Origin of the sequence: Pseudomonas sp. PP3, assembly GCF_905336995.1 — a bacterium.
GTDB lineage: Bacteria > Pseudomonadota > Gammaproteobacteria > Pseudomonadales > Pseudomonadaceae > Aquipseudomonas > Aquipseudomonas reinekei.
Genome location: NZ_HG995459.1, coordinates 1948607 through 1964529 on the forward strand (window position 1 = coordinate 1948607; position 15923 = coordinate 1964529).

Genomic DNA, 15923 nt, shown 5'->3' on the forward strand with positions numbered 1-15923 from the left:
GCTCTTTTTTCGACCCGTGGACCCTTGAACGTGAGCAGACTGCTGATCGTCGACGACGATGTGGAAATCCTGGACCTGCTGAGGAAGTTCTTTGTTCAGCATGCCTACGAGGTGGATCTGGCCACCCACGGTAAAGCCATGTGGGCGGCGATCGAAACACACCGGCCGGACATCATCATCCTCGACCTGATGCTGCCCGGCGAAGGTGGCCTGAGCCTTTGCCAGAAGCTACGGGCCCGGACGGCGATTCCGATCATCATGCTGACCGCCATGGGGGAGCTGAGCGATCGCATCATCGGTCTGGAACTGGGTGCCGACGATTACCTGACCAAACCGTTCGACCCTCGGGAGCTGCTCGCCCGCCTGCGCGCCGTGCAGCGTCGCGCCGGCGAGAAAAGCCTCGGGCAGGAGCCGACGCGTCCCGTTATTACCTTTGCCGATTGGCACCTGGATATCACCTGTCGCGAACTGCGCTCACCCCAGGGCGTGATGATTCCGTTGTCGGCGGGTGAATTCGATTTGCTGTTGGTTTTTCTCGAGCATCCACAGCGCATTCTCACCCGCGAACAACTGATCGACCTGGCACGCGGTCAGGGTTACGACGCCTATGACCGCAGCATCGATGTGCAGGTCAGCCGCCTGCGCCGCAAAATCGAACCGGACAGCAAGCGCCCCGATCTCATTCGCACGGTGCGCAACGGCGGGTACATGTTCTCGGCCAGGGTGACCCGCTCGTGATCCGTCGAATCGCCCCGCGCGACACCCTCAGGAGCCGGATCGCGCTGACCATCGTCGCGGCGATGATTGCTTCGCTGGCACTCAATGGTTTGTTCGTGCAGCTCGCCGGTACGTGGGGGCGTCCGCCCATCGACCGCACCGGCTTGCTGGAACAGATCGCCGCGAATGTGCGGGTGATCGAAGCGGCGCCCGCGGCCTTGCGTTCGCATTTGGCCGCTGCGGCGAGCAGTCCGATGCTTGAAGTGCGCTGGCACCCGCAACGCTCGGATTTCCACCTGCCCCCGGGCGGGACGCCGGTGACCCCCCAGAGTTCGCCGCTGCAGCAGTTGCTGGGTGATACCCCCCGACACATTGAAGTCTTCAACCCCGGTGATTGGCCGAAGGAGAGCCCCGAGGCGCACTACGTTGCACTCGTTCAGTTGCTCGATGACAGCTGGTTGTCGTTCACTCCTCCGCAAAGAAGCTGGGGGCTCGATGCCAGTGTGCGGATCCCGATCATCATCGCCCTGGGGCTGATCGCCACCTTGCTGGTCGCCTGGGTTGCCACTCGGCAACTGGCCAATCCGCTGCAACGTTTTGCCAGCGCTGCGCGACGTTTTGGCGGGGATTTGCGCGCGCCCCCGATCAAAATCGAAGGGCCCCATGAAATTCGCCAGGCCATCATCGCCTTCAACACCATGCAGGCGCAGATCCGGCATTTTCTCAGCGAGCGCACGCAAATGCTCGCGGCCATTTCCCACGACCTGCGTGCCCCGCTGACGCGGATGCGCCTGCGCAGCGAGTTCATGGAAGACCTGGAGCACCAGCGCAAAATGGTGCGTGACATCGAAGAAATGCAAACGATGATCAACGCGGCGCTGGGGTTTTTCCGTGAAGAAACCCACCGGGAGCAAACCACGGCCTTTGACCTCTCGGAATTGCTGCAAACGATCGTCGATGATTTCCGCGACCAGGGCATCGTGGTCGACTTCATTGGCCCGGCCCACCTGGTGTACGACGGCCGCCCGCTGGGGATCAAGCGGGTGGTGGTCAACCTGCTGGAAAACGCGGTGAAGTACGCGCGCAAGCCAGGTATCGACCTGATGGGCGACGAATACCGGGTTTGCATCGACGTCAGTGACGAGGGCCCGGGTATTCCCGAGTCAGCGCTCGAGCGGGTGTTCGACCCGTTTTACCGACTGGAAACCTCACGCAACCGTGATACCGGTGGGGTGGGCCTGGGATTGTCCGCGGCGCGGGCCATCGTTCGCGAACAGGGCGGGGAGTTGACGCTGCGTAATCGCCACGGCGCGGGGCTGATTGCGCGCATGGAGTTACCGGGCACTCACACGGCAAATGCCGCCGGGCGGTAGCCGGTGATGGGCTGTTCGGCCGCTGGGCTGCTAATCGTTGCCTTGGGTTAATAGGAAGCATTACTATTCACGCCCCCGTCTCCACAGCACACCGAAATGATCCCCAAGCTGCCCCGCAGACACGGCTTTTTCGAGCATTACGAAGAGTTGGTTGGCACCTGGACCCGTCGCCTGAGAAACCGTCAGCAGGCTGAGGATCTGGCCCACGATACCTTTGTGCGGGTGCTTGAATCGGATTCGACGGCGGTGGAACAACCTCGGGCCTACCTGCATCAGACCGCGCGCAACATCGCAGTGGACGGTTATCGGCGTGAGGATCGGCGGGGCGCCATGGAGTCAGAGGCGATTGATCTCAGTGTGTCGTCGACCGGCGACCCGGAGCATTTCATGCATGCGATCCAGTTGGCCGACTCCATCGAACGCGCGCTCACCGAGCTGCCGATCAACTGCCGCAAGGTATTTGTCTGGCAGAAAATCGAAGGCCTGACCCAGGCTGAAATCGCCGCACGCCTGGGGTTGTCCAAGAACATGGTGGAAAAGTATATGATCCGCACGCTGCGGCATCTGCGCGACCGTCTGGAAGGGTTGCAGCCATGAGGTACCGCGCCTGCATAAGGCGGGTCGGCGGCCATTTTTCATCCCCAGCCAAACAGGAACTTCCATGATGGATACTCGTGCTTGTGCGTGCGGGCAAACAACAGTTCGCGATGACGCGGCGCGGTGGTTTGTGCGTTTGCAAGACCCCGTCGTCGATACCGAAGCGCAGGCCCGGTTCGAAACCTGGCTGGACGAACACCCTCAACACCGGCACGAATTCGAATTGCTCCAGGGGCTGTGGAAAGCCGCCGACCTGGTGCCTGCCGCGCGCCTGCAAGCGCTGTGTCAGGACACCACGGCGCGCAACAAGCGTCGGCCGATGGTGCGTTACGCGGTGGCCGCCAGCGTGCTGGCGATGGCGCTCGGGTTGGGAATGTTCAGTGGCCTGAACCGACCATCGCTGTACACCGCAGAATTTTCCACGGCGCTTGGCGAGCGGCGTCATGTGGCGTTGCCCGATGGTTCGGTGGTCGATCTGGACAGCCGCAGTCGCATTCAGGTGCGCTTCGAGAAGGACCGTCGCAGCATCGAGTTGGCCGAAGGCGAGGCGATGTTCAGCGTCCAGCATGATACCCGGCGGCCCTTCGTCGTCGATGCCGGCAGCGGCAAGGTCACCGTCACCGGCACTCGTTTCGATGTGCGCCGTGGCGCCACCGAGACCCGGGTCGTGGTGGAGCAGGGCACCGTCAAGGTTCAGGGGCATGCTGCCGCGGACAATGATTTCGTCAGCCTCACTGCCGGCCTCGGCACCCACGTCGATGCACATGGCAAAGTCGCGGTGGCCTATACGGTCAATCCGGCCGAGTTGACCGCCTGGCGCAACGGCAAACTGGTGTTCAACAACGCCAGCCTGGCCGACGTTGCCGAGCAAGTCTCGCGCTATCGAGAGAAGCCACTCAGAGTTGGCAGCCCGGCAATCGGCAATCTGCGCCTGACCAGCGTGTTCAAATCCGACAACACCGATGCGTTGCTCAAGGCCCTGCCGAGCATCCTTCCGGTGGCCGTGCGTACCCTCGATGACGGCAGTCAGGAAATAATTTCAAAATAAAATTCAGGTTTTTTTCGAGTTCATCGTCTTCCTGTTCAACTGCAACTGGTTTGCATTAACAAGCGCACACTCTTGCGATCCACAGGACTACGTTCGACGTGAAAAAATCCACCGCTAAAAACAACAAACTTCCCTGGTTGCCGCTGGCACTCGCGCTGGCGGTCAACGTTGCGATGCCCCAGGCTTTTGCGGCCGACGCCATTCACATTCCGGCGCAGCCATTGGGTCAGGCCTTGAGTGAACTGGGCCAGCAAACGTCGTTGCAGGTTTTTTTCAGCCCTGAACTGGTGGCCGGCAAGCAGGCGCCAGCGGTGGACGGCAATATTGCGCCGGAGGAGGCGCTGCGCCAGTTGTTGCAGGGCAGCGGCCTGCAATACCAGATCGATGAAGGCTCGGTGACCTTGATGCCGGCCCCGACTGCGGCGGCCAACGGTCCGCTGGAACTGGGCGTGACCGACATCAAGGTGGTCGGCGACTGGCTCGGTGACGCCGATGCCGCCGTGGTGCAGAACCACCCGGGCGCGCGGACCGTGATTCGCCGCGAAGCGATGATCGAACAGGGCGCCATGAACGTCGGCGACGTGTTGAAGCGTGTACCGGGTGTGCAAGTACAAGACGCCAACGGTACCGGTGGCAGCGATATTTCCCTGAACGTCGGCGTTCGCGGCCTGACTTCGCGTCTGTCGCCACGCTCCACCGTGTTGATCGACGGCGTGCCCGCCGCGTTTGCGCCTTACGGTCAGCCTCAGCTGTCCATGGCACCGATTTCCTCTGGCAACCTCGACAGCATCGACGTGGTACGCGGCGCCGGTTCCGTGCGTTATGGACCACAGAACGTTGGCGGTGTGATCAACTTCGTGACCCGCGCGATCCCGGAAAAAGCCTCGGCAGAAATCGGCACCACCCTGGAAACCTCCCAGCACGGTGGCTGGAAGCACATCGACACGTTGTTTGCCGGCGGCACCGCCGACAACGGCATGGGCGTGGCGCTGTTGTATTCGGGTGTGAACGGCAACGGCTACCGAGAGCGCAACAATGGCAACGACATCGACGACGTGATCCTCAAGACCCATTGGGCGCCCACTGATGTGGACGATTTCAGTCTCAATTTTCACTATTACGACGCCAGCGCCGACATGCCCGGCGGCTTGACCCAGGCGCAGTACGACGCCGATCCGTTCCAGTCCGACCGTAACAACGACAACTTCCGCGGCCGCCGCAAGGACGTGTCGTTCAAATGGATTCGCCAGCTCGACGACCGCACCCAGGCCGAAGTGCTGACCTACTACACCGACAGTTTTCGTGGCAGCAACATCGCCGCCCGCGATCAGAAAACCATCGGCTCGTTCCCGCGTACCTACTACACCTTCGGCATTGAACCACGGGTGTCCCATGTGTTTGACGTCGGTCCGACCACCCAGGAAGTCAGTGTCGGTTATCGCTATCTGAAAGAGGCCATGCACGAAGAGGCCAGCCGTCTGGCGCTGAACAGCGCCAACGAACCGGTGGCGCGTCCGGGTTCCGATGGCCATGTCTACCAGGACCGTACCGGCGGCACCGAGGCCAACTCGGTGTACGTCGATAACAAGATCGACGTTGGCAACTGGACCGTCACCCCCGGCATTCGCTTTGAACACATCAGCACCGACTGGCATGACCGCCCGGTACTCGACACCGCCGGCCGGCCTGTACCGGAAAAGAACCGCAGCATCGAAAGCAACGAGCCGTTGCCGGCGCTGAGCGTGATGTATCACATCTCCGATGCGTGGAAACTGTTCGCCAACTACGAAACCTCGTTCGGCAGCCTGCAGTATTTCCAGCTTGGTCAGGGCGGCACGGGTGACAGCACCGCCAACGGCCTGGAGCCGGAAAAAGCCAAGACCTACGAAATCGGCACGCGCTACAACGATGAGGTGTGGGGCGGCGAAGTGACGCTGTTCTACATCGACTTCGATAAAGAGTTGCAGTACATCAGCAACGATGCGGGCTGGACTAACCTTGGCGCGACCACTCACCGGGGTGTTGAAGCGTCGGTGCACTACGACATGGCTGCATTGGACCCGCGTCTGGATGGCCTGACCGCCAACGCTGGCTTCACCTACACCCGCGCCGTGTACGAAGGCGAGATTCCGGGCTTCAAGGGCCGCGACCTGCCGTTCTACTCGCGCCAGGTGGCCACGGCCGGCCTGCGTTACGACATCAATCGCTGGACCTACAACATCGACGCCTTCGCCCAGTCCAAGCAGCGCTCACCAGGCGTGGCAGTGAACGCGGACGGCAGTTTCACCAACAACTACATCACCGAAGGCACCGCCGATGGTCAGTATGGCGACATTCCGGGCTACGTCACCTGGAACGTGCGTGGCGGCTATGACTTCGGTCCGCAGGTATCGAACCTGAAGGTCGGCGCGGGGGTGAAAAACATCTTCGACAAGCAGTATTTCACCCGCTCCAGCGACAACAATTCGGGCATGTACGTGGGTGCGCCGCGTACGTTCTTTGTGCAGGCCAGTGTGGGGTTCTGATAGACCGGGGGGCCTTCATCGCTGGCAAGCCAGCTCCCACAGGATCGTAGTCGTACACCTGAGTTGTGTTCACCGCGAACTCTGTGGGAGCTGGCTTGCCAGCGATGCCTTCAGACTTTCAACACCTTCCCGCCAATCGCCACCGCCACCAGCAACAGCGCCATCAACCCAAAGGCAAAACTCAAACTGGCGGCATGGGCGACAAAGCCAATCAGCGCAGGCCCCGCAAGAATCCCTGCATAGCCCAACGTAGTAATGGCCGGCACGGCGATGCTTTCCGGCATGACGGTTTGCTTGCCCACGGCGGTGTACAGCACCGGCACGATGTTCGAGCAACCGGCACCGAGCAACGCATAACCGGCCAGTGCCGCTTCCCAGCTTGGGGCGAAGGTCGCCAGACACAGCCCGGCTGCCGCTGTCAGTCCACCGAACACCATCACCCGTGTGGCGCCCAGCCGCCGTACGATTTTGTCACCGGTCAAACGTCCGGCCGTCATGGTCAAGGCAAATGCTGCGTAACCAAGCCCTGCATACGCCGTATCAATTCCCCGCTCTTGCGCCAGAAACACTGCGCTCCAGTCCAGCGCAGCGCCCTCGGCGAGGAACACGATGAAGCACATGCCACCGATGAACAGCACGATGCCATGGGGAACGGCGAACGCCGGCCCGGAACTGTCGCTGCCGTAGGGCAACATGTGTGGCGCAGCTTTCAGCAGTGCGACCAGCAGCAGGACGATCACCACCAGCATCGCGCCCAGCGGCGGCAATCCCAGGCCAAGCAGGCCACTGACCCCCGCCGCGCCGACGATCCCGCCGAGGCTGAACAAACCGTGAAACCCCGACATCATATTCTTGCCGCTGGCGCGTTCGACGATCACGGCTTGCAGGTTGACCGTTGAATCCACCGTGCCGAGGCCCGCACCAAACATAAACAGTGCGCCGATCAAGGCCGGAATCGATGACACCGTGGCCAGCAGCGGAAGCGCCGCGCAGATCAGCAGCGTCCCGCCGGTCGCCACTTTGCGGCAACCGAAGCGCGTGGCGAGGATCCCGGCCATCGGCATTGCCAGAATCGAACCCACCCCCAGGCACAGCAGCAACAGACCCAGCGTGCCTTCATCCAGCCCGGCCCGCGCCTTGGCATACGGCACCAACGGCGCCCACGCGGCGATGCCGACCCCGGCGATGAAAAAAGCGACGCGCGTGGACATTTGTTCCAGGCGTCCGGGAACGAATGAGGTCTGGGTGTTGAGGTTGGTCATATCAATCCTTGGCAAAAAACGTCGCGTCTCCAAGGGACAGTGATCGTGCGGCGAGGTTTCGATCAGCGTCCGCCAGGTTTTGCGTTCCGACAGGCAGACATCCTTGCACAGCCGATGCGTGTTTCGCGATAGTGAGCCCGACCGATCATTCCAGCAGGGAGACCGCCATGGCGCGGATGTACGATGCACGGGGCAATATCTACATGGTTGTGGCGCCGCAAGCGCTGCGCAGCCAAGGCATAGACTTGCCGGATCAAGCCAGCCAGGCTGCGCAAACCCGCGAGGACTGGGCATTGGCGGCTATCGAGGCGTGCTGTTCCTGGGCGCCGGGCGAGCAGCCTCCCGGCAGCAAGGATCATCGCAGTGATGGTTTGCTGGTCGGTCCGTTTCAGGCATCGCCACCGTTTGATCTGTTGATCGTCAACACCGATGGCACGTTTGCCGAACGCAGTGGCAACGGCCTGACGATCTTCTCCCAAGCGCTGAGTGACCAAGGGCTATTGCCCCGGGACCAGGCGTGCGTGCTCAGGGTTCATCATGACAAGACCGATCTAGTTTCACCGGGGGAAACGTCGGTGAAGGCGGCGCAGGTCGACGGGGTGCAAGGCTTCTGGCTGGATTTGGGGCAACCTGCTTTCGGGCCGGAGGCGGTCAGTGCCCTCGGGGTTGAAAGCGTGACGTTCAACGGTCGTGAACTGAGCCGTGTACAACCGCTGGCAAAACTGAACGGCGCCTGGGTGCGCAGCCAGTTTGCACGGGTCGGCAATCCGCATTGCGTGACGCTGGTGGACCGCACGGATGCGTTACCGAGCAATGAACAAATGCGCGAGCCGGTGTTGGACGAAGGGCTGACACGCATCGCCTATGCCATGCCAACCGGTGCAGGACAACCGTGCCCGGCGGGGATCAATCTGCAATGGGCGATGCATGAGGGCGGGCAGCGTGTGACCGCGCGGGTATTCGAGCGCGGCGAAGGGCCGACAGCATCGTCGGGCACCAGCGCCACCGCGGTGGCGTGTGCGGCCTGGCGGGTGGGTTGGGTGACTGCCGGGGAGGTGAGGGTGACCATGCCCGGTGGTACGGCGCCAATCTTGCTGGAGCAAGAGCGGGGGGAATTGAGTCGGGTCAGTCTGTTTGGTAAGGCTCGATTGGTCTGATGTCGCCGTTATCGGATCGCCGCCCAAAGTAAACCCGGGCATCTGTGGACATGTCCTACAGAAATTTGGCAGAGCGACATAGGAAAGGTCTTTTTCACTGTATTCAGGACGTGTAAGTCAAATCATTCTTTATAGAGAAAGTTGTAGATTTGCTCATGACGGAGTTGACTTCCAACTCCACTGCCAAGGAACGGTGGCATGGCATTTGATGCTTTTTTGAAAATCAATGGTATCCCGGGTGAAGCGCTTGATGAGCAACACAGGGATTGGATCGAAATTAACGGCTACCGCTTCGGCACCCAACAGGGAACCTCGGCTACGGCCAGTTCTGCGGGGGGCGCTTCTTCTGGGCGTACCTTTGTTTCCGATTTTACGTTTACCAAAACCCTGGATAAATCCAGTAGCAAACTCCTGGAGGCCAGTTGCGCAGGTGAACATCTGAAAGATGTTGTATTGAGGTTGCACCGCGCAGGAGGGGAGAAACTCAAGTACTTCGAGATTCAGCTGGAAGAGGTAATCATCTCCAGTTATTCGCAAGTTGCAAATGATGGAGTCCCTACTGAAACGATCAGTCTTGATTACGGGCGCATAAAAACGATCTACACCCAGCAAAAACGTACGGACGGCGCAGGCGGTGGAAACGTGGCCGGTGGGTGGGATCGTATTGCAAATAAAAAATGCTCGTGAGGTTTAGCTGATGTCAAAGGCCTACATTTTTATCAATGAGCATGTGCAGCCATATTCATATTTAAAGTCGAATTTGAATCTTGGGAAGAAATCCAGTGTCAAGTTTGATGTGCTGAATTCGCATGTAGTCAATACAGTTGTATTGCCCGGCGAAATAATCATTGTTGGTGATGATTCAGTATCGATCTGCACCGCCGAAGAAGCGTTTTATATGCGCAAAGCGTTGGAAGTCCATTTGGCGATTATGACTAATGGAATGCAGAGTGATGGTTTTTTAGTTGAAAATCACGAGCTTTTGACAAGGACTCTTGGTTATTCATCCATAGGGATTGGCGCGGTGGGGGGCGCCTGGAGCAAGCACCTGGATGGCATCAAGAAAACCCTCGAAAATATTGAAACCGCTCATGGTGAAATTCCCAGAAATGGTGGCGCTGGCAGTCGAGATGCTTTTTATGCAAAGCGTAAGGCGCTATTTGAGAAGCTTGATGGTCAATTAAAAAGCTTTGCCCGATTTGGGTCCGGTTTACGTAACCAAGGCTCGATCAAGGACATGCTGGGCATCTCCACCAAAAGCTACCTGCATACAGGAACCATAGCCGGCTACGCTGAAACCATTAATGGCGTGGCGAAAGCTTCGAACCTCATGAAAAAAGGTACATATCTTGGAGTCGGTCTGAGTGTCACCGCGACAGGTGCCTCAATTTATAATGCATGCACGACTGGGCGTGAGGATGAATGCAGGAAAGCTAAATATGTAGAAGGAGGGAAGTTGTCCGGGGGGCTGCTTTTTGGATCTTTTGGAGGTTCCGTTGGTAGTGCCGCAGCAGCAATGGGATGTGTGTTGGCTTTTGGAGTGATTACCGGAGGGCCGGGTTCTCTTGCTTGCGCTGTGATTGGAGGCGGGTTAGGTGGTTGGTTAGGTGGTGAGATGGGAGAAAACTGGGGAGAGAGGAACGGTGAAATTGTTTATGAGTTTATCTCAGAATGAGTGATATTGCGTTTGCGATTATTTCGACATTTATTATGGTTGCCATGTTTGTAGTAATGTGCTGGCTGTTTTTATCTTGTTATCGATTTACGGAGATAATAGAGGGTTATCTAAGTGATAGTAAAATCGTGCAGCATAATCGAGCCGTATTTGAAAGTGCGGGATTAATTGGGATGGTTATCAGGAATTGCTCCATAGCATTAATATTTTTAATCCCTAAACTCTGCGAGAGACGTGGCCTTATAGAAAAAGACGAGTTATCCAATTTGCCTGTTTACCTTAAGCGAAGGCTGTTAGCGCCTTGGATTGCAGGAGGTGTATTGTTTTTTGCAATGTTTGTTCTTTGGCTTTTTTTTGTTTGATTTTTACTTGTCTTTGTTGATTGTGGCTGGCGGATTCGGTGCGCAAGCTTGAGTGGCTGTAGGGAGTGAAGTAGGCGGTTTGGCAGGAGGAGAGAGGGGTGGAGATATGGGTGAGAAGGGGGGTGACGTAGTTTATGAGTATTTTCAAAGATGACGGTTGTTTTGGGTTTTATTTCATTGTTCTTAATATTCTTGATGTTTTTAGTCTTGGTGTGGATATTTCTGTTTTCCAGTCGATATACGGAAAAAATAGAGGGTTACTTGAATAAAAGTAAGTTTGTGATAAATAATCGTGAAGCATTTTCGGGGTTGGGTTTGATTGGTAGCGCTATGAGGAATGGATCGATTGCATTATTGTTCCTTTGTCCTCGCGTATTCGAAAGACGTGGCCTGATAGAAAAAGATGAACTGTTGAATTTACCGCTAGACCTTAAGCGAAAATTGATAGCGCCGTGGATGGTAGGTGGAGTGGTGTTTTCTGCGATGCTAGTCATAAGGCATTTTTTCGTTTGATTTTTTAATTTTGGTTATCGCCAGTTTGACGCCACGATACATAACCGATGACGAATCGACGAGCGATGACCCAAATGGATTTAAACCGAAGATCAATCCAGCCCAGGGAACTCCACCACCGGCATCGTTCGCTTCATCAACACCTTGCCCCCACGTACCGAATACAGCGGCAACCCCTGGCTGCGGATTACCTCGTAGTCATTTTCGGCGGAAAGAATCAGCAGGTTCGCCGGGCGGCCAGGTTCCAGTCCGTAGCGGTCACCCAGGGCGAGGGCCTTGGCGCTGTTGTCGGTCACCAGATCCAGCGCACTTTGCAGGTTGCGATAACCGAGCATGTGGCAAATGTGCAGCCCCGCTTCGAGTACTCGCAAAATGTTGCCGTTACCCAGTGGATACCACGGGTCGACGATCGAGTCCTGGCCGAAACACACGTTCATGCCGGCTTCGAGCAGCTCGTTGACCCGGGTCACGCCCCGGCGTTTCGGGAAATTATCGAAGCGGCCCTGCAGGTGGATGCTCTCGGTGGGGCATGAAACGAAACTGATGCCCGAATGCCCGAGCAGACGAAACAGTTTGGCGCAGTAGGCGTTGTCGTAGGAGCCCATGGCCGTGGTGTGGCTAGCCGTGACCCGCGAGCCCATGTCACGGCTGCGGGCTTCTTCGGCGAGCACTTCGAGAAAGCGTGAGTGCGGGTCGTCGGTTTCATCGCAGTGCACGTCCACCAGGCATCCGGTGCGTTCGGCCAGGTCCATCAGGAACTTTACCGAACTGACGCCCTGATCGCGGGTGTACTCGAAATGCGGGATGCCGCCGATCACGTCGGCGCCCATGTGGATTGCTTCCTCCATCAAGTCCCGACCATTGCGATAGGACTCGATGCCTTCCTGGGGGAACGCGACGATTTGCATGTCCACCAGGTGCCGGCTTTCCTCGCGTACTTCGAGCATCGCTTTGAGGGCGGTCAGTTGCGGATCGGTGACGTCGACATGGGTGCGCACGTGCTGGATGCCGTGGGCCGCCAGGTCCTGGATGGTTTTTTTCGCCCGGGTCTTGGTGTCTTCCAGGGTGATGGTCGCCTTGCGCTCGCCCCAGCATTCGATGCCCTCGAACAGCGTGCCGCTCATGTTCCAGCGCGGTTCGCCGGCGGTCAGGGTCGCGTCGAGGTGGATGTGCGGCTCGACGAAGGGCGGCACCACCAGATTGCCGCCGGCATCCAGATCGTTCGGGCCCAGGGTCGGCGCCTCGGTCTGGCGGGCGATGTTGCTGATCAGGCCGTTTTCCAGGTGCAACTCATGCAGGCCTTCCTGGTTGCGCAACCGGGCGTTGATGATGTGCATCAGGAGCGTCCTTTTAGAGGTTCAATACCCTTACGTTAGCCCGGTTGATCAGCGCAGATCAAATGTGGTTGCGAGCCTGCTCGCTCCCACAGGAGATTGGCTTTGGTCAGGCGGATTTTTACAGGGGCAAGAATCTCAGAAGCGCTGCGATGATGGCCTCGGGGGCATCTTCCTGCACCAGGTGCCCGGCGTTGGCGACCGAATGGAATTGCGCGCCGGGAATCAGTTGCTGCAAGGCGCGCCCGCGTTCGATGGGAATCCACTGATCGTCCTCACCCCATAGAATCTGCACCGGGCAGCGAATGGTCGGGTACAGGCTCTCAGCCTCGCGGGTGTAGCGCTCGTCCATCTGCGCAATCTGCCGGTAGAACGCCGCTTGGCCGGGATCGCCGAGCCAGGGTTGCACATAGGGTGCGAGTTCGTTGTCGGGGATTTCGCGCTTGATTGCCCCGCGAATATAGGTCGGCACGATGGCCCGCTGGATGTAATCGGGCAGGCCGCTGAACGCCGCCTCATGCTGACGCACATGCTGCACGAAGGGTGAGCCCCAGGGCGTCAGCGCCACCGGGTCGATCAGCGTCAGGCTGCGATAATCCTTACCGTTGAGCAGATGCGTACGCAAGGCGGTAGCGCCGCCAAAGTCATGGGCGACGACGTCGGGGCTGACCAGGCCCCAGTGCTCCAGCAACTGCGCGAGCAATTCGTTCTGAACGCCCAGGGATACGTCGCCATCGATTTTTTCCGATTGCCCATAACCCAGCAGATCGAAATAGTGCACCCGGTGGGTGGTGATGAAGTGCGGCGCAATCCGGTGCCAGACATAAGAAGAGAAGGGCGTGCCATGCACGAACACCAGTGGCGGGCCATCGCCGCGCACGGCGTAGCGAACGGAGTGCCCTTTGAAACGATAGGTTTGAGCCAGTGGCCATTCAGTCATGTGCGTGCCCTTTCGGCGGGTGCGAGCCAAAAAGCATAGGCATAAAAAAACAGCCAATGAAGGCTGTTTTCTATTTCTCGGACAAAACGCATTTCCCCGTGCAGGGAAGTCGTTTTATTCGCCGCGGTAGATGCAACCGCTGGTGCACGTCTCGTGAATGCGAATCGCGCTGAGTTCCGGCAGCAGGGGTTTGAGTTCAGCCCAGATGAATTTGGCCAACACTTCACTGGTCGGGTTTTCCAGGCCAGGAATGTCGTTCAGGTAGTTGTGGTCCAGACGCTCATACAACGGCTTGAAGATTGCCTTGATCTCCGAGAAGTCGCGAATCCAGCCCGTATGCGGATCGAGGTCGCCGCTCAGGTGAATCGCTACTTTGAACGAGTGACCGTGCAGGCGCCCGCACTTGTGGCCGTCCGGGACGTGGGGCAAGCGGTGGGCGGATTCGAAGGTAAACTCTTTGAAAATTTCCACAGTGTTTTCAGCTCTGTTCAGGTGACGTTCGCCGTAGCGATTCGGGCAGGCGGCGAGTTTACCAGCTTGTTTTGACTAAAGGGTCAGCAAGCGCTCGCCAAGGCGACCGTTGGCGGCCAGTTCGAGAAACTCATCGCCCAGCCGACGGCTTTCATCCATCGCCGCACGCCAGTATTTCTGCCGGCCCGGGGCGTCACCCATGAAACGTTTGAAGTCGTTGCGGTCCGGCAATTTGCCGTAGGGCAGGCGCGCCAGGTATTCCCTGGACGGTGCCAGCAACAACACATTCTGCAGGCGTGCCGGGCAGGCGCGCCGCCAGGGCAGGGTCTTGTCGAACCAGCCGGGAATTACCCGGTCGGTGAAATGCGGATAGAGCACGACGTCATCGCCGCTGTAGGGCAGGTCAAGGTGATAGTCGAGCAGGCCGCCGTCGCGAAACGTGCCAGCGCCGGCCCCCGGCAGATCACGAACGCCTTCCATCACCATCGGGATCGACCCGGACGCGAGCAGGGCCTGGCGCAGATTGCCGGCATCCAGGGCGACGAAACGCGACGGGAAGTCGTGCAGCGCATTGAGCGGTGGCGCCAGGCGCGGGTCGTGGATGATCAGGCGCTCGAAGTGCCGCGACAGTCGGGCGCGGCCACGCAGGTTATCGGCGATCACCGATGACAGGCCCAAGCCCAGGCGACCGCGATGGTCGTCCGCGAGCAGGCCGTGGCTTTTGACCACCATGATGTTCAGGCGGTAATGGGGATTGTCGAGCAGGGCGGCATCGCGACCGTCGAGCAAATCATCGAGCATGCGCCGCGAGCTCTGGCTGATCTGCGCCATGGTGACGCCCTTGGCAAAGTTCTGCTCGGTGTAGAGGTGACCGAGGCGGCGAATGCCTTCGGCCGCGTCCGGCAGGCAGGCACTGGCGAAGCGCCAGGAACCCACCGACGCCCCGATCAGCGAGCGCTCACGTGGCGCCGATGGCAACCATTCGCCGAACAACGCCAGGTCCAGCCCCTGAATCCCCAACGCCTTCGGGCCACCGGCAGCGCCCGGTAATGTGCCGACATCCGCAGCTTTCAAGCCGTTTTCACGAATGCGCGCCAAGGCACGCGGCCCGGCCTTGATCGTCAGGGAGGGGAACTTGATGTGGATGGCGGTCATACCGGTCTCGAATGTTGGCAAGCGGAAGATTATAAGTCACTTGCAATCTTGTGGTCCCATACGGCCCCAACACGGGCAATGATGGCAATTCAGTTTCAATTAAGTTCTTATCGCTAAGGTGGCACCCGTAGGCAACACATAAAAGAAGACGGAGACACCCATGAAAACCCTGACTGCCCTGTTCACCGCGTCCATCCTCATGCTCACCACCAGCATCGCCCACGCGCGCGATCTGGGGCCGGATGAAGCCTTGAGGCTGCGCGACGCTGGTACCATTGTGTCGTTCGAGAAGCTCAACGCCACCGCATTGGCCAAACATCCGGGTTCCACCGTCACCGAAACCGAGCTGGAAGAAGAGTACGGCAAGTACATCTACCAGATTGAACTGCGCGACCCGCAGGGCATCGATTGGGATCTGGAATTAGACGCTGTCAGTGGGCAAGTACTCAAGGATCATCAGGATTCGTAATGACGCTGTTTTCTTTTACACGGTGGCGCATCGGCAGCCGATGGGCGCTGGCGCTGCTGGCTTTTTGCTCGGTGGTCATGGCTCGCGACCTCGACCAGGACGAGGCCCTGAGCCTGCGCCAACAGGGTGTGATCTTGCCGCTCGAGCAATTGTTGCAGCAGGCGCTGGACCGCTATCCCGGGGCGAAACTGCTGGAAGCCGAGCTCGAAGAGAAGCACGACATCTATATTTATGAAGTCGAGTTGCTCACCACCGAAGGCGTCGTCCGCGAGCTCGACCTCGATGCCGCCACCGGCCGTTTATTGAAAGACAAGGAAGATTGATC

At 58.8% G+C, this 15923-nt stretch carries 16 protein-coding genes; 11 read left to right on the top strand and 5 right to left on the bottom strand.

Features of this window, described 5'->3' with window-relative positions:
• The first annotated feature begins 30 nt into the window (after positions 1-30).
• The 5 genes from KHO07_RS08990 (at position 31) to KHO07_RS09010 (ending at position 6260) form a co-directional block, all read left to right on the top strand.
• Complete coding sequence (locus KHO07_RS08990; RefSeq protein WP_150735414.1) at positions 31-738, top strand: response regulator; 708 nt, start codon at positions 31-33, stop codon at positions 736-738.
• Complete coding sequence (locus KHO07_RS08995) at positions 735-2090, top strand: ATP-binding protein (protein ID WP_212626969.1); 1356 nt, start codon at positions 735-737, stop codon at positions 2088-2090. Before KHO07_RS08990 ends, KHO07_RS08995 begins: the two co-directional genes overlap by 4 nt.
• A gap of 96 nt (positions 2091-2186) precedes the next feature.
• Positions 2187-2687 (top strand): sigma-70 family RNA polymerase sigma factor, encoded by a 501-nt coding sequence (locus KHO07_RS09000; protein ID WP_150735416.1) that lies wholly within the window; start codon positions 2187-2189, stop codon positions 2685-2687.
• A gap of 64 nt (positions 2688-2751) precedes the next feature.
• On the top strand, positions 2752-3735 hold the full coding sequence (locus tag KHO07_RS09005) for a FecR family protein (RefSeq protein ID WP_212626970.1): 984 nt from the start codon (positions 2752-2754) through the stop codon (positions 3733-3735).
• Positions 3736-3833: 98 nt separating this feature from the next.
• Positions 3834-6260: a TonB-dependent receptor gene (locus tag KHO07_RS09010; RefSeq protein ID WP_212626971.1), complete on the top strand. Its 2427-nt coding sequence runs from the start codon at positions 3834-3836 to the stop codon at positions 6258-6260.
• A gap of 110 nt (positions 6261-6370) precedes the next feature.
• Here the strand turns inward: KHO07_RS09010 and KHO07_RS09015 are convergent, their stop codons facing one another.
• The gene (locus KHO07_RS09015) at positions 6371-7522 is read right to left on the bottom strand and encodes an MFS transporter (protein WP_212626972.1); all 1152 of its coding nucleotides are present in this window, start codon (positions 7520-7522) and stop codon (positions 6371-6373) included.
• A 167-nt stretch (positions 7523-7689) separates the two neighbouring features.
• On the opposite strand from KHO07_RS09015, the gene KHO07_RS09020 reads away from it, so the two are divergent.
• The 4 genes from KHO07_RS09020 to KHO07_RS09035 all read left to right on the top strand — a co-directional run bounded on the left by KHO07_RS09020 (position 7690) and on the right by KHO07_RS09035 (position 10716).
• Positions 7690-8679, top strand: a complete 990-nt coding sequence (locus tag KHO07_RS09020) for a diaminopimelate epimerase (protein ID WP_212626973.1) — start codon at positions 7690-7692, stop codon at positions 8677-8679.
• Between the two features lie 198 nt (positions 8680-8877).
• Positions 8878-9366 (top strand): type VI secretion system tube protein Hcp, encoded by a 489-nt coding sequence (locus KHO07_RS09025; RefSeq protein ID WP_212626974.1) that lies wholly within the window; start codon positions 8878-8880, stop codon positions 9364-9366.
• Between the two features lie 10 nt (positions 9367-9376).
• Positions 9377-10354 (top strand): hypothetical protein, encoded by a 978-nt coding sequence (locus KHO07_RS09030; RefSeq protein ID WP_212626975.1) that lies wholly within the window; start codon positions 9377-9379, stop codon positions 10352-10354.
• Positions 10351-10716, top strand: coding sequence for a hypothetical protein (locus KHO07_RS09035; RefSeq protein WP_212626976.1), 366 nt, complete (start codon positions 10351-10353; stop codon positions 10714-10716). Before KHO07_RS09030 ends, KHO07_RS09035 begins: the two co-directional genes overlap by 4 nt.
• Before the next feature lie 605 nt (positions 10717-11321).
• Here the strand turns inward: KHO07_RS09035 and codA are convergent.
• From codA to KHO07_RS09055, 4 genes are all read right to left on the bottom strand, one after another.
• Positions 11322-12566 carry a cytosine deaminase gene (gene codA / locus KHO07_RS09040; protein WP_150735424.1) on the bottom strand — a complete coding sequence of 415 codons (1245 nt, stop codon included), beginning with the start codon at positions 12564-12566 and terminating at the stop codon, positions 11322-11324.
• Positions 12567-12684: 118 nt separating this feature from the next.
• The gene (locus KHO07_RS09045; protein WP_150735425.1) at positions 12685-13503 is read right to left on the bottom strand and encodes an alpha/beta hydrolase; all 819 of its coding nucleotides are present in this window, start codon (positions 13501-13503) and stop codon (positions 12685-12687) included.
• Positions 13504-13617: 114 nt separating this feature from the next.
• The gene (queD, locus tag KHO07_RS09050) at positions 13618-13974 is read right to left on the bottom strand and encodes a 6-carboxytetrahydropterin synthase QueD (protein WP_008056290.1); all 357 of its coding nucleotides are present in this window, start codon (positions 13972-13974) and stop codon (positions 13618-13620) included.
• A gap of 75 nt (positions 13975-14049) precedes the next feature.
• Positions 14050-15129: a patatin-like phospholipase family protein gene (locus tag KHO07_RS09055; RefSeq protein WP_212626977.1), complete on the bottom strand. Its 1080-nt coding sequence runs from the start codon at positions 15127-15129 to the stop codon at positions 14050-14052.
• Between the two features lie 160 nt (positions 15130-15289).
• Between KHO07_RS09055 and KHO07_RS09060 the strand changes: the two genes are divergently transcribed.
• Entirely contained in the window at positions 15290-15598 is a 309-nt protein-coding gene (locus KHO07_RS09060; protein WP_150735427.1) for a PepSY domain-containing protein, read from the top strand.
• A complete protein-coding gene (locus KHO07_RS09065) occupies positions 15598-15921 on the top strand; it encodes a PepSY domain-containing protein (RefSeq protein ID WP_212626978.1) in 324 nt (107 codons plus the stop codon). Before KHO07_RS09060 ends, KHO07_RS09065 begins: the two co-directional genes overlap by 1 nt.
• Positions 15922-15923: the final 2 nt, after the last annotated feature.

Coding starts and splice junctions, on each gene's coding strand:
- KHO07_RS09020 (WP_212626973.1), top strand. CDS start 7,690: ATGGCGCGGATGTACGATGCACGGGGCAATATCTACATGGTTGTGGCG.
- KHO07_RS09045 (WP_150735425.1), bottom strand. CDS start 13,503: ATGACTGAATGGCCACTGGCTCAAACCTATCGTTTCAAAGGGCACTCC.
- KHO07_RS09005 (WP_212626970.1), top strand. CDS start 2,752: ATGATGGATACTCGTGCTTGTGCGTGCGGGCAAACAACAGTTCGCGAT.
- KHO07_RS09015 (WP_212626972.1), bottom strand. CDS start 7,522: ATGACCAACCTCAACACCCAGACCTCATTCGTTCCCGGACGCCTGGAA.
- KHO07_RS09055 (WP_212626977.1), bottom strand. CDS start 15,129: ATGACCGCCATCCACATCAAGTTCCCCTCCCTGACGATCAAGGCCGGG.
- codA (WP_150735424.1), bottom strand. CDS start 12,566: ATGCACATCATCAACGCCCGGTTGCGCAACCAGGAAGGCCTGCATGAG.
- KHO07_RS09035 (WP_212626976.1), top strand. CDS start 10,351: ATGAGTGATATTGCGTTTGCGATTATTTCGACATTTATTATGGTTGCC.
- KHO07_RS09025 (WP_212626974.1), top strand. CDS start 8,878: ATGGCATTTGATGCTTTTTTGAAAATCAATGGTATCCCGGGTGAAGCG.
- KHO07_RS09060 (WP_150735427.1), top strand. CDS start 15,290: ATGAAAACCCTGACTGCCCTGTTCACCGCGTCCATCCTCATGCTCACC.
- KHO07_RS09030 (WP_212626975.1), top strand. CDS start 9,377: ATGTCAAAGGCCTACATTTTTATCAATGAGCATGTGCAGCCATATTCA.
- KHO07_RS09000 (WP_150735416.1), top strand. CDS start 2,187: ATGATCCCCAAGCTGCCCCGCAGACACGGCTTTTTCGAGCATTACGAA.
- KHO07_RS09065 (WP_212626978.1), top strand. CDS start 15,598: ATGACGCTGTTTTCTTTTACACGGTGGCGCATCGGCAGCCGATGGGCG.